The following is a 14200-nucleotide window of genomic DNA, read 5'->3' as shown; positions in this document are numbered from 1 at the left end:
AGCCTGCCATGGTCGCCACCGTTCCCGCTAAACGCGGCAGAAAACCCGCCGCCGCGACCGCCCAGGCGGGCGGTCAAGTCCAGTCCCTGACACGGGGGTTAAAGCTCCTTGAATGGATAGCCGAGTCGCACAGCAGCGTGGCGCTAACGGAGCTGGCCCAGCAGGCAGGTCTGCCAAACTCCACCACCCATCGCCTGCTGACCACTATGCAGCAGTTGGGCTTTGTTCGTCAGGTGGGCGAGCTCGGGCACTGGTCCGTGGGTGCCCACGCGTTTATTGTCGGCAGCAGCTTTTTGCAGAGCCGTAACCTGCTCGCCATTGTCCATCCGATCCTGCGCAAGCTGATGGAAGACTCCGGCGAGACGGTCAACCTGGCGGTGCTCGATCAGAGCGATCACCAGGCGATTATTATCGACCAGGTGCAGTGTACCCAACTGATGCGCATGTCAGCCCCGATTGGCGGCAAGCTGCCGATGCACGCCTCCGGGGCGGGAAAAGCGTTTTTATCCCAGCTCAGCGAAGAGCAGGTAACGGGTCTGCTGCACCGCAAAGGCTTACACGCCTATACCCATGCCACGCTGGTATCACCGGTCCATCTGAAAGAAGATTTAGCCCTGACGCGCAAGCGCGGCTATTCCTTCGATGATGAAGAGCATGCTCTCGGCCTGCGCTGTATTGCCGCCTGCATTTATGATGAGCACCGCGAGCCGTTTGCCGCTATCTCCATCTCCGGGCCGATCTCACGCATGACCGACGACCGGGTGACAGAGCTGGGAGCGCTGGTGATTAAGGCGGCGAAAGAGGTGACGCTGGCGTATGGTGGGATTCGTTAAGTCTTCAATGCCCGGCGGCGCTACGCTTGCACGGGCCTACAAAACTCTGTAGGCCGGATAAGGCGCAGCCGCCACCCGGCGTTAAGCCGCATACTTCACGCTAAACCGCTGCTTACGCCGGTAAGCATAAACATCTTCCACATGCCCGTTCTTAATGCGGGTCTGCAGGCCACGCCAGTAATCGGCGCGAAACAGATCGGCATGCATCTCTTCAAACAGAGCTCCGATACGCGGGTCAGCGCATAACCAGTGGCGAAACTCCTCCGGGAAGACATCCCCCGGCGAGACGCTGTACCACGGCTCGCTGGCGAGCTCATCTTCCGGGTAGCGCGGCGGCGGGATTTCACGAAAATTCACTTCCGTCATGTAGCAGATTTCGTCGTAGTCATAGAATACGACCCGCCCGTGACGGGTGACGCCAAAGTTTTTAAACAGCATGTCGCCCGGGAAGATATTGGCTGCCGCCAGCTGCCGGATGGCATTGCCGTACTCTTCAATCGCATCGTGCAGCGCCTGCCCCTCTGACTGCTCCAGCCAGATATTGAGCGGCACCATGCGCCGTTCAATGTAGAGATGGCTGATGACGATTTTATCCCCCAGATCGCTGATTTTTTCTGGCGCTTCCTGGAGCAACAGCGCCATCAGCTGCGGCGCAATCTGTCGCTTATCGAGAACAAAATTCTCAAACTCCTGGGTATCCGCCATGCGCCCGACGCGATCGTGCTCCTTAACCAGCTGGTAGCAGGCGCGCACATGGGCGGCAGACATCTCTTTCTGCGGGGCGAATTTATCCTTTATCACCTTAAACACCCGGTCAAAACCCGGCAGGGTAAAGACCAGCATCACCATGCCGCGAATGCCTGGCGCCTCGATAAACTGCTCATCCGCATGGGTGATATAGTGCAGATATTCCCGGTAGCTCTCGGTTTTCGCATGTTTCTGGCACCCTATCGCCATATACAACTCAGCGGTGGTTTTACCGGGCAGGATCTCACGCAGCCACTCCACCAGCGCGCCTGGCAGGGGGGCGTAAACCATAAAGTAGGAACGGGCGAAGCCGAAAACAATGCTCGCTTCGGCGCTGGTAGTCAGGCAGGTATCCACCACCAGTTCACCTTCATCGCTGCGGTGAATGGGCAGTAAAAACGGCAGCGTGGCGCCCGGGGTAATCAGTTTCCCCACCAGCCAGGCGGCTTTGTTGCGGTAGAAAAGTTCGTTAGCCACCTGCAGATGGCAGTTGCGCAGGTTGTCTGCACCGAGCGTTTCGCAAAGATGGGCGATGATATACCCGACATCTCGAGGGCGATTTTGCCACGGCAGGCGCAGGGGAAGGTCGGCTAACACTTTGGTTAACAACGCCTCCCATCCCTGTTCAGGATAGAAATCTTTCGCCAGCGGACGCGGCAGGGTGCGGAAACGTTGCCCCGGCTGAGAGCTGAAAATAAAAAGCCGCTCCGGTGACAGCGAGCGGTGATCAAACAGCCGACAGTAGACGGAGTTAAAAAAGCTTTCTGCAATCTCATAGCGCGGATAGTCCGGCATAAGCTGGGTGTAATGGCTTTTCACCCGCAGCAAAAAAGCGGCATTGATATCGATGCTGCCGGTGATGCAGCGCAGCTGCTCTACCACCAGACCCACATGATGATCGTAGAGATGAATACGCTGTTTCATGGCCTGCTGCACGGCGTGCCAGTCTGCCTGCTCGAAGCGCTGCTGCGCCCCGCCCGTCACTTCCAGAAAACGGCCATACTGAGCATCAAAGCCCTGCAAAATGGTCTGCGCAATCAGCAATTCCAGGCCACGCGACATAGATGTCCCTCACCCCAGGAAACAGAACCGTAGGCCCGGTAAGCGCAGCGCCACCGGGCGTTTCCGTTATCAGAACTGCGCTTCTTCGGTCGACCCGGTCAGGGCGGTGACGGAGGAGGCACCGCCCTGAATGATGGTGGTCACTCTGTCGAAGTAGCCTGTTCCCACCTCCTGCTGGTGCGAGACGAAGGTATAGCCCTTTTGGCTTGCCGCGAACTCCGGCTGCTGGACCTTCTCGACGTAGTGCTTCATGCCCTCGCCCTGCGCGTAGGCGTGCGCCAGGTCGAACATGTTGAACCACATGCTGTGAATGCCGGCCAGGGTGATGAACTGGTATTTGTAGCCCATCTCCGACAGTTCCTGCTGGAAGCTGGCGATCGTTTTATCGTCCAGGTTTTTCTGCCAGTTAAAGGAGGGCGAGCAGTTGTAGGCCAGCAGCTTGCCCGGGTATTTCGCATGGATGGCATCGGCAAAGCGTTTCGCCAGCGCCAGATCCGGGGTGGAGGTTTCGCACCACACCAGGTCAGCATAGGGAGCATACGCCAGACCGCGGCTGATCGCCTGCTCAATGCCGGCATGGGTACGGTAGAACCCTTCGCTGGTGCGTTCGCCGGTAATAAACTGACTGTCGTAAGGGTCGCAGTCGGAGGTGATCAGATCTGCGGCATCGGCATCGGTACGGGCAATCACCAGCGTCGGGACGCCCATGACGTCAGCGGCCAGACGGGCAGCTACCAGTTTCTGGATCGCCTCCTGAGTCGGAACCAGCACTTTGCCGCCCATGTGTCCACACTTCTTCACGGACGCCAGCTGATCTTCGAAATGGACAGCCGCTGCACCGGCTTCAATCATCGATTTCATCAGCTCAAAGGCATTCAGAACCCCACCAAAGCCCGCCTCGGCGTCGGCCACAATCGGCAGGAAGTAATCTACGAAGCGCGGATCGTTTGGCTCAATACCGGATGCCCACTGGATCTGATCCGCACGACGGAAGGTATTGTTGATTCGCTCCACCACGGCCGGGACGGAATTCGCCGGATAGAGGGACTGATCCGGGTACATGCTGGACGCGAGGTTGGCATCTGCCGCCACCTGCCAGCCTGACAGATAGACCGCTTCAATGCCCGCTTTCGCCTGCTGCAACGCCTGGCCACCGGTCAGCGCGCCGAGGCTGTTGATGTAGCCTTTCTTCGACTCGCCGTGCAGCAGACGCCACATTTTGGCGGCACCCAGCTGCGCCAGGGTGCATTCCGGGTTTACCGAGCCGCGCAACTTCACCACATCCTCAGCGCTATAAGGGCGTTCAATGCCTTCCCAGCGCGGCTGAGTCCACTCGTTCTGTAATGCTTCGATCTGTTGGGTACGGGTTTTCATGTGCAGATGCTCCATATTGTTATGTGGTGAAATCAGGCCAGCAGGCGGTAGCCCGGCAGCGTCAGGAAGTCGATTAAGTCATCTGAGGTGGTGATCTGTTCCATCAGGCGCGCGGCGGCGTCGAAGCGGCCGCTGCTGAAGCGGTGCTCGCCCAGCTCTTCCTGAATGTTCAGCATCTCTTCCGACAGCATCTGGCGGAACAGGGCTTTGGTGACGGGCTTGCCGTTGCTGAGCGTTTTCTGATGATGGATCCACTGCCAGATAGAGGTGCGGGAGATCTCGGCGGTGGCGGCATCCTCCATCAGACCGTAAATCGGTACACAGCCGTTACCGGAGATCCACGCTTCGATGTACTGGACGGCCACGCGGATGTTGGCGCGCATCCCCTCTTCGGTGCGCTCGCCCTCGCACGGCTCGAGGAGCTGTGCAGCGGTAACGGGCGCATCATCTTCGCGGGTTACGTGCAGCTGGTTTTTGTTATCGCCCAGGATGCGGTTGAACACCTCCATGGCGGTATCTGCCAGGCCGGGGTGCGCCACCCACGTGCCGTCATGGCCGTTGCTGGCTTCCAGCTCTTTATCGGCCTTCACTTTATTCAGCACCTGGGTGTTACGTTCGCTGTCTTTGCTGGGAATAAACGCTGCCATTCCGCCCATCGCGAAGGCGCCGCGTTTGTGGCAGGTTTTGATCAGCAGACGCGAATAGGCATTGAGGAAAGATTTATCCATCGTCACCACCTGACGATCGGGCAGAACGCGATCCGGGTGGTTCTTCAGGGTCTTGATGTAGCTGAAGATGTAATCCCAGCGGCCACAGTTCAGGCCAACAATGTGGTCACGCAGGGCATGCAGAATCTCATCCATCTGGAAGACCGCAGGCAACGTTTCAATCAGCAGCGTGGCCTTGATGGTGCCGCGCGGCAGTTCAAAACGGTCCTCAGTGTAACTAAAGACCTCACTCCACCAGGCCGCTTCCTGCCATGACTGGGTTTTTGGCAGATAGAAGTAAGGTCCGCTGCCTTTTGCCAGCAGGTTTTTATGGTTATGGAAGAAGTAGAGCGCAAAATCGAACAGGCTGCCGGGGATCGCCTCATTGTTCCAGGTGACATGCTTTTCCGGTAAATGCAGGCCACGTACGCGGCAAACCAGTACCGCCGGGTTGGGCTTAAGCTGGTAGATTTTGCCCGCTTCGTTGGTGTGGCTGATGGTGCCATCAACCGCATCACGCAGGTTGATCTGCCCATCAATCACTTTATTCCAGTCGGGTGCCAGTGAATCTTCAAAATCGGCCATAAAGACCTTCACATTGGCGTTCAGCGCGTTGATCACCATCTTGCGTTCTACCGGGCCGGTGATTTCAACGCGTCGGTCCTGTAGATCCTGCGGGATACCGCGGATCGTCCAGTTTCCTTCTCGAATGGAATCGGTTTCCGAAATAAAGTCAGGCACCTTGCCGTTATCAATGTCTTGCTGCTGCTGAATGCGTGCCGCCAGTAATTTATTGCGTTTTGGCGTGAAGCGGGTCACCAGCTCGGTGAGGAACTCTACGGCATCGGCGGTCAGGATCTGCTTCTCCTGCTCACCATGCGGTTGAGTAAAGGACAGTTCATCGATAATGGTTGCCTGTTGATTCATTGCGCTGCTCCTCGTCATTGATCCGAATTTATTTCCCCCACGCGAACGAAAGATCCTTGTGTAGTTTTCGTTCAGCAGAGTTAAGACTATCTCGCTCTACGATAAAATCAAAAACAATTTCCATTTTTAATTAAAATGCTATGTAACTTACTGATAAAGATGGGTTTAAAAATATATCTACAGACGGAGTTAATTTCGGAAATAAAAAAGGCACCCAAAGGTGCCTTAACTGGAGAGCTGAAACGCTACAGGATGAGGATCGTCAGAAGATTAATCCAGGGTCGGATTCATGTGGCGCAGATCGTACGGCGTGATCTGATAGACGTAGTAGTTAAGCCAGTTGGTAAACAGCAGATTGCCGTGGCTGCGCCAGGTGGCACGCGGTTTGTTTTGCGGATCGTTTTGCGGGAAATAGTTGTACGGTACGTCCGGATTTAAACCCGCTTCCACATCGCGGAAATATTCGCTCGCCAGGGTATCGGGATCGTATTCCGGATGACCGGTGACAAAGGCAATACGCTTGTCTTTGCTGGCAAACAGATAGGCATCGCCCTCTTCGGTTTCCGCGAGGATCTCAAGATCGGTGTAGTCACGAATCAATGCAGCCGGGAAATCGGCATAGCGCGAATGCGGCGCCAGGAAGGAGTCATCAAACCCGCGAGTCAGCAGCGCATGAGGATGCAGAATATGATGCTCATAGACACCAGAGAGCTTTTCGGTACGGGTTTGTTTAGGGATGCCGTACAGAATGTTGAGCGCCGCCTGGACCGCCCAGCAGACGAACAGGGTTGAAGTGACATGATCTTTGGCCCACTCCAGCACCTGCTTGATTTGCGGCCAGTAGGCCACGTCGTTGAATTCAACCAGGCCAAGCGGCGCACCGGTAACGATCAAGCCATCAAAGTTCTCGTTACGGATATCTTCAAAGTTGCAGTAGAAGTTATTGAGATGCTCAGAAGGCGTATTACGGGACTCGCGCGCATCAATACGCAGCAGCTGAATATCGACCTGCAGCGGGGAGTTTGAGAGCAAGCGGAGGAACTGATTTTCCGTCTCAATCTTCTTTGGCATCAGGTTCAGGATAAGCACCTTCAAAGGGCGAATTTCCTGACCTGTAGCGCGCGAAGCCGTCATGACAAAGACATTTTCTTCACGCAAGAAATTGACGGCTGGTAGCTCGTCCTGCACCCGAATCGGCATAACCTTACATCCTCACAGCATACGTATAAACGTTTAGACATCCAGATAGCTGACAATAACCAGGAATCGGGCAAATGTCGAGTCTGCATGTGAAAGGTGAGAAAGTTTCAAGAAAGGGATAGCCGTAGGCCGGGTAAGGCGAAGCCGCCACCCGGCTTTTTTAACGCCCAACGCAAAAAGCCCATCCGTGAGGATGGGCTTTCGGCTTTAATTGATGCCTGGCAGTTCCCTACTCTCGCATGGGGAGACCCCACACTACCATCGGCGCTACGGCGTTTCACTTCTGAGTTCGGCATGGGGTCAGGTGGGACCACCGCGCTACAGCCGCCAGGCAAATTCTTGGTGCTCTGTACGCAATACTTTATCGCATCAGCCGCGTTGGCCGCGCTCGTAAAGTCAGTCACATACTTCAGTATGCTCCTTCCTTTCCTTCGCTTGCCGCCTTGCTGCTGCGCAAACTATTGTGTACTTAACTCTGAATCAATGCTGAAAATCTCTCAAATCCACCGAAACAGCTTCGGCGTTGTAAGGTTAAGCCTCACGGTTCATTAGTACCGGTTAGCTCAACGCATCGCTGCGCTTACACACCCGGCCTATCAACGTCGTCGTCTTCAACGTTCCTTCAGGACCCTCAAAGGGTCAGGGAGAACTCATCTCGGGGCAAGTTTCGTGCTTAGATGCTTTCAGCACTTATCTCTTCCGCATTTAGCTACCGGGCAGTGCCATTGGCATGACAACCCGAACACCAGTGATGCGTCCACTCCGGTCCTCTCGTACTAGGAGCAGCCCCCCTCAATTCTCCAGCGCCCACGGCAGATAGGGACCGAATGTCTCACGACGTTCTAAACCCAGCTCGCGTACCACTTTAAATGGCGAACAGCCATACCCTTGGGACCTACTTCAGCCCCAGGATGTGATGAGCCGACATCGAGGTGCCAAACACCGCCGTCGATATGAACTCTTGGGCGGTATCAGCCTGTTATCCCCGGAGTACCTTTTATCCGTTGAGCGATGGCCCTTCCATACAGAACCACCGATCACTATGACCTGCTTTCGCACCTGCTCGAGCCGTCACTCTCGCAGTCAAGCCAGCTTATGCCATTGCACTAACCTCCTGATGTCCGACCAGGATTAGCTGACCTTCGTGCTCCTCCGTTACTCTTTAGGAGGAGACCGCCCCAGTCAAACTACCCACCAGACACTGTCCGCAACCCGGGTAACGGGTCTACGTTAGAACACCAGCCATTAAAGGGTGGTATTTCAAGGACGGCTCCACGCAGACTGGCGTCCACGCTTCAAAGCCTCCCACCTATCCTACACATCAAGGACCAGTGTTCAGTGTCAAGCTATAGTAAAGGTTCACGGGGTCTTTCCGTCTTGCCGCGGGTACACTGCATCTTCACAGCGATTTCAATTTCACTGAGTCTCGGGTGGAGACAGCCTGGCCATCATTACGCCATTCGTGCAGGTCGGAACTTACCCGACAAGGAATTTCGCTACCTTAGGACCGTTATAGTTACGGCCGCCGTTTACCGGGCTTCGATCAAGAGCTTCGCGTTGCCGCTGACCCCATCAATTAACCTTCCGGCACCGGGCAGGCGTCACACCGTATACGTCCACTTTCGTGTTTGCACAGTGCTGTGTTTTTAATAAACAGTTGCAGCCAGCTGGTATCTTCGACTGATTTCAGCTCCACCCGCAGGGGCTTCACCTACATATCAGCGTGCCTTCTCCCGAAGTTACGGCACCATTTTGCCTAGTTCCTTCACCCGAGTTCTCTCAAGCGCCTTGGTATTCTCTACCTGACCACCTGTGTCGGTTTTGGGGTACGATTGATGTTACCTGATGCTTAGAGGCTTTTCCTGGAAGCAGGGCATTTGTTGCTTCAGCACCGTAGTGCCTCGTCATCACACCTCAGCGTTAACAAGGTACCGATTTACCTGGAACCTCCGCCTACATGCTTAAACCGGGACAACCGTCGCCCGGCCAACATAGCCTTCTCCGTCCCCCCTTCGCAGTAACACCGAGTACAGGAATATTAACCTGTTTCCCATCGACTACGCCTTTCGGCCTCGCCTTAGGGGTCGACTCACCCTGCCCCGATTAACGTTGGACAGGAACCCTTGGTCTTCCGGCGAGCGGGCTTTTCACCCGCTTTATCGTTACTTATGTCAGCATTCGCACTTCTGATACCTCCAGCATGCCTCACAGCACACCTTCGCAGGCTTACAGAACGCTCCCCCTACCCAACAACACATAGTGTCGCTGCCGCAGCTTCGGTGCATGGTTTAGCCCCGTTACATCTTCCGCGCAGGCCGACTCGACCAGTGAGCTATTACGCTTTCTTTAAATGATGGCTGCTTCTAAGCCAACATCCTGGCTGTCTGTGCCTTCCCACATCGTTTCCCACTTAACCATGACTTTGGGACCTTAGCTGGCGGTCTGGGTTGTTTCCCTCTTCACGACGGACGTTAGCACCCGCCGTGTGTCTCCCGTGATAACATTCTCCGGTATTCGCAGTTTGCATCGGGTTGGTAAGCCGGGATGGCCCCCTAGCCGAAACAGTGCTCTACCCCCGGAGATGAATTCACGAGGCGCTACCTAAATAGCTTTCGGGGAGAACCAGCTATCTCCCGGTTTGATTGGCCTTTCACCCCCAGCCACAGGTCATCCGCTAATTTTTCAACATTAGTCGGTTCGGTCCTCCAGTTAGTGTTACCCAACCTTCAACCTGCCCATGGCTAGATCACCGGGTTTCGGGTCTATACCCTGCAACTTAACGCCCAGTTAAGACTCGGTTTCCCTTCGGCTCCCCTATACGGTTAACCTTGCTACAGAATATAAGTCGCTGACCCATTATACAAAAGGTACGCAGTCACACCCCGAAGGATGCTCCCACTGCTTGTACGTACACGGTTTCAGGTTCTTTTTCACTCCCCTCGCCGGGGTTCTTTTCGCCTTTCCCTCACGGTACTGGTTCACTATCGGTCAGTCAGGAGTATTTAGCCTTGGAGGATGGTCCCCCCATATTCAGACAGGATACCACGTGTCCCGCCCTACTCTTCGAGTTCACAGCATGTGTGCTTTCGTGTACGGGAGTATCACCCTGTACCCTGCGACTTTCCAGACGCTTCCACTAACACACAAGCTGATTCAGACTCCGGGCTGCTCCCCGTTCGCTCGCCGCTACTGGGGGAATCTCGGTTGATTTCTTTTCCTCGGGGTACTTAGATGTTTCAGTTCCCCCGGTTCGCCTCGTTAGCCTATGTATTCAGCTAACGATAGTGCAACGGATTGCACTGGGTTTCCCCATTCGGACATCGCCGGGTCAAGGGTTCATATCACCTCGCCGGCGCTTTTCGCAGATTAGCACGTCCTTCATCGCCTCTGACTGCCAGGGCATCCACCGTGTACGCTTAGTCGCTTAACCTCACAACCCGAAGCTGTTTCACTTCGTGTTGTGAAAATTTGAGAGACTCGAACACACCTTCATCTGTTCTTATTACGGAGAACAGACACAGTGTGTCGTTTCAATTTTCAGCTTGATCCAGATTTTTAAAGAGCAAAACTTCTTAATGCACTCAAAAGTACATTCAGAAGTTCATCATTCATCAGACAATCTGTGTGAGCACTGCAAAGGCAGGTTCTTTAAGGTAAGGAGGTGATCCAACCGCAGGTTCCCCTACGGTTACCTTGTTACGACTTCACCCCAGTCATGAATCACAAAGTGGTAAGCGCCCTCCCGAAGGTTAAGCTACCTACTTCTTTTGCAACCCACTCCCATGGTGTGACGGGCGGTGTGTACAAGGCCCGGGAACGTATTCACCGTAGCATTCTGATCTACGATTACTAGCGATTCCGACTTCATGGAGTCGAGTTGCAGACTCCAATCCGGACTACGACGCACTTTATGAGGTCCGCTTGCTCTCGCGAGGTCGCTTCTCTTTGTATGCGCCATTGTAGCACGTGTGTAGCCCTACTCGTAAGGGCCATGATGACTTGACGTCATCCCCACCTTCCTCCAGTTTATCACTGGCAGTCTCCTTTGAGTTCCCGGCCGGACCGCTGGCAACAAAGGATAAGGGTTGCGCTCGTTGCGGGACTTAACCCAACATTTCACAACACGAGCTGACGACAGCCATGCAGCACCTGTCTCAGAGTTCCCGAAGGCACCAAGCCATCTCTGGCAAGTTCTCTGGATGTCAAGAGTAGGTAAGGTTCTTCGCGTTGCATCGAATTAAACCACATGCTCCACCGCTTGTGCGGGCCCCCGTCAATTCATTTGAGTTTTAACCTTGCGGCCGTACTCCCCAGGCGGTCGACTTAACGCGTTAGCTCCGGAAGCCACGCCTCAAGGGCACAACCTCCAAGTCGACATCGTTTACGGCGTGGACTACCAGGGTATCTAATCCTGTTTGCTCCCCACGCTTTCGCACCTGAGCGTCAGTCTTTGTCCAGGGGGCCGCCTTCGCCACCGGTATTCCTCCAGATCTCTACGCATTTCACCGCTACACCTGGAATTCTACCCCCCTCTACAAGACTCAAGCCTGCCAGTTTCAAATGCAGTTCCCAGGTTGAGCCCGGGGATTTCACATCTGACTTAACAGACCGCCTGCGTGCGCTTTACGCCCAGTAATTCCGATTAACGCTTGCACCCTCCGTATTACCGCGGCTGCTGGCACGGAGTTAGCCGGTGCTTCTTCTGCGAGTAACGTCAATCACTGCGGTTATTAACCACAATGCCTTCCTCCTCGCTGAAAGTACTTTACAACCCGAAGGCCTTCTTCATACACGCGGCATGGCTGCATCAGGCTTGCGCCCATTGTGCAATATTCCCCACTGCTGCCTCCCGTAGGAGTCTGGACCGTGTCTCAGTTCCAGTGTGGCTGGTCATCCTCTCAGACCAGCTAGGGATCGTCGCCTAGGTGAGCCATTACCCCACCTACTAGCTAATCCCATCTGGGCACATCCGATGGCAAGAGGCCCGAAGGTCCCCCTCTTTGGTCTTGCGACGTTATGCGGTATTAGCTACCGTTTCCAGTAGTTATCCCCCTCCATCAGGCAGTTTCCCAGACATTACTCACCCGTCCGCCACTCGTCACCCGAGAGCAAGCTCTCTGTGCTACCGTTCGACTTGCATGTGTTAGGCCTGCCGCCAGCGTTCAATCTGAGCCATGATCAAACTCTTCAATTTAAGTTTGATGCTCGTGAATTAAACTTCGTAATGAATTACGTGTTCACTCAGAGACTTGGTATTCATTTTTCGTCCGAGGACGTTAAGAATCCATGTCACTTTGAGTGCCCACACAGATTGTCTGATAAATTGTTAAAGAGCAGTGCAACGTGGCTTTCGCTCACCGTTGCGAGGTGGCGTATATTACGCTTTCCTCTTTCAGAGTCAAGCGATTATTTTCGCTTTTCTCCTCAACCGGCCCGGCTGTTAGTGTGAAGTGATTCACATCTGCCGTGTCGATGGAGGCGCATTATAGGGAGTTCTCCGGCGCCCGCAACCCTTAAATGTCATAAAAATGACTGACTGCTGCATTCCCCAGCAAAAGCCCGCCTTATACCTGATTACACACAGACTTATCCACAACGTGACGAAAAAGTGAAAATGTGCGAGCGTTGCGCAAACGTTTTCGTTAAAATGCTCGCGCTAAATAAAGCGCCCCGCCAGGTGTGTTAGTTGAGTTTTTATCGGGAAAATTCACCTAACGCTCTCTGTAATCGTCAAATCCAGGGGATTTACCATGCAACAACGTCGTCCAATCCGCCGCGCTCTGCTCAGTGTTTCTGATAAAGCCGGTATCGTTGAATTCGCTCAGGCACTTTCTGCACGTGGCGTAGAGCTGCTGTCCACAGGCGGTACTGCTCGCCTGTTAGCAGATAAAGGCCTGCCGGTAACCGAAGTGTCTGATTACACCGGCTTCCCGGAAATGATGGATGGACGCGTCAAAACCCTGCACCCGAAAGTCCACGGCGGCATTCTGGGACGTCGCGGTCAGGATGACGGCATTATGGATCAGCACGGGATTGCGCCAATCGACATGGTGGTTGTTAACCTTTATCCATTCGCCCAGACCGTTGCCCGTGAAGGCTGCTCTCTGGAGGATGCGGTAGAGAATATCGATATCGGTGGGCCGACCATGGTGCGCTCCGCCGCCAAGAACCATAAGGATGTGGCCATCGTCGTAAAGAGCAGCGACTACGACGCCATTATTAAAGAGATGGATGCCAACGAAGGCTCACTGAATCTCGAGACCCGTTTCGACCTCGCCATTAAGGCCTTTGAACATACCGCCGCTTACGACAGCATGATCGCCAACTACTTCGGTAGTCTGGTCCCTGCCTACCATGGCGAAAGCAAAGATCCCTCTGGTCGCTTCTCCCGCACCTTAAACCTCAACTTCATTAAGAAGCAGGATATGCGCTACGGCGAGAACAGCCACCAGCAGGCTGCCTTCTATATAGAAGAAGAGGTAAAAGAAGCCTCCCTTGCCACTGCGCAGCAGGTGCAGGGTAAAGCACTCTCCTATAACAACATTGCGGATACCGACGCGGCACTGGAGTGCGTGAAAGAGTTCAGCGAGCCCGCCTGCGTTATCGTGAAGCATGCGAACCCATGCGGCGTCGCGGTAAGCACCTCTATTCTGGATGCTTACGATCGTGCGTACAAAACTGACCCGACCTCAGCGTTTGGCGGCATTATCGCGTTTAACCGCGAGCTGGATGCCGAAACCGCTCAGGCGATCATCTCCCGTCAGTTTGTTGAAGTGATTATTGCCCCTTCGGCCACCGAAGACGCCCTGAAAATCACCGCGACAAAACAGAACGTGCGCGTGCTGGTCTGCGGTCAGTGGGCGGAACGCGTTCCGGGTCTCGACTTCAAGCGTGTGAACGGTGGCCTGCTGGTTCAGGATCGTGACCTGGGCATGGTCAGCGAGAAAGATCTGCGTGTCGTCACCAAACGTCAGCCTACGGAGCAGGAGCTGCGTGACGCGCTGTTCTGCTGGAAAGTGGCGAAGTTCGTGAAATCCAACGCCATCGTCTATGCGAAAGAGAACATGACCATCGGTATAGGCGCGGGCCAGATGAGCCGCGTTTACTCTGCGAAAATCGCCGGGATTAAAGCGGGCGACGAAGGTCTGGAAGTTAAAGGCTCCGCCATGGCGTCCGACGCGTTCTTCCCGTTCCGTGACGGTATCGATGCAGCTGCGGCAGTGGGCATCACCTGCGTGATCCAGCCTGGCGGCTCAATCCGCGACGACGAAGTCATTGCCGCCGCCGATGAACATGGCATCGCGATGATCTTCACCGACATGCGTCATTTCCGCCATTAATTCCCGGAGC

The 14200-nt window shown here is 54.7% G+C and carries 6 protein-coding genes and 3 rRNA genes; 2 read left to right on the top strand and 7 right to left on the bottom strand.

The features are described 5' to 3' along the window. The first annotated feature begins 8 nt into the window (after positions 1-8). Entirely contained in the window at positions 9-833 is an 825-nt protein-coding gene (gene iclR / locus GNG29_RS01065) for a glyoxylate bypass operon transcriptional repressor IclR (protein ID WP_103177822.1), read from the top strand. Positions 834-914: 81 nt separating this feature from the next. On the opposite strand, the gene aceK is transcribed toward iclR, so the two are convergent. From aceK to GNG29_RS01030, 7 genes are all read right to left on the bottom strand, one after another. After that, the gene (aceK, locus tag GNG29_RS01060) at positions 915-2642 is read right to left on the bottom strand and encodes a bifunctional isocitrate dehydrogenase kinase/phosphatase (RefSeq protein WP_156653714.1); all 1728 of its coding nucleotides are present in this window, start codon (positions 2640-2642) and stop codon (positions 915-917) included. Between the two features lie 69 nt (positions 2643-2711). After that, positions 2712-4016: an isocitrate lyase gene (aceA, locus tag GNG29_RS01055; protein WP_103177820.1), complete on the bottom strand. Its 1305-nt coding sequence runs from the start codon at positions 4014-4016 to the stop codon at positions 2712-2714. 32 nt (positions 4017-4048) lie between these two features. After that, on the bottom strand, positions 4049-5650 hold the full coding sequence (gene aceB, locus GNG29_RS01050; RefSeq protein WP_156653713.1) for a malate synthase A: 1602 nt from the start codon (positions 5648-5650) through the stop codon (positions 4049-4051). Between the two features lie 270 nt (positions 5651-5920). After that, complete coding sequence (gene metA, locus GNG29_RS01045; RefSeq protein ID WP_103177818.1) at positions 5921-6850, bottom strand: homoserine O-succinyltransferase; 930 nt, start codon at positions 6848-6850, stop codon at positions 5921-5923. Positions 6851-7066: 216 nt separating this feature from the next. Then, positions 7067-7182 (bottom strand): 5S ribosomal RNA (gene rrf / locus GNG29_RS01040). A gap of 195 nt (positions 7183-7377) precedes the next feature. Continuing rightward, positions 7378-10280: ribosomal RNA gene (locus GNG29_RS01035) — 23S ribosomal RNA — on the bottom strand. A gap of 224 nt (positions 10281-10504) precedes the next feature. Continuing rightward, positions 10505-12044, bottom strand: a 16S ribosomal RNA gene (locus GNG29_RS01030). The 16S, 23S and 5S rRNA genes sit together here, the layout of an rRNA operon. Before the next feature lie 556 nt (positions 12045-12600). Here GNG29_RS01030 and purH point away from each other — a divergent pair. After that, positions 12601-14190 (top strand): bifunctional phosphoribosylaminoimidazolecarboxamide formyltransferase/IMP cyclohydrolase, encoded by a 1590-nt coding sequence (gene purH, locus GNG29_RS01025; protein WP_156653712.1) that lies wholly within the window; start codon positions 12601-12603, stop codon positions 14188-14190. Positions 14191-14200: the final 10 nt, after the last annotated feature.

Origin of the sequence: Leclercia sp. Colony189 (genome assembly GCF_009740165.1) — a bacterium.
Lineage (GTDB): Bacteria > Pseudomonadota > Gammaproteobacteria > Enterobacterales > Enterobacteriaceae > Enterobacter.
The sequence above is the reverse complement of the archived record's forward strand: the minus strand, read 5'-3'. Positions and strand labels throughout refer to the sequence as shown.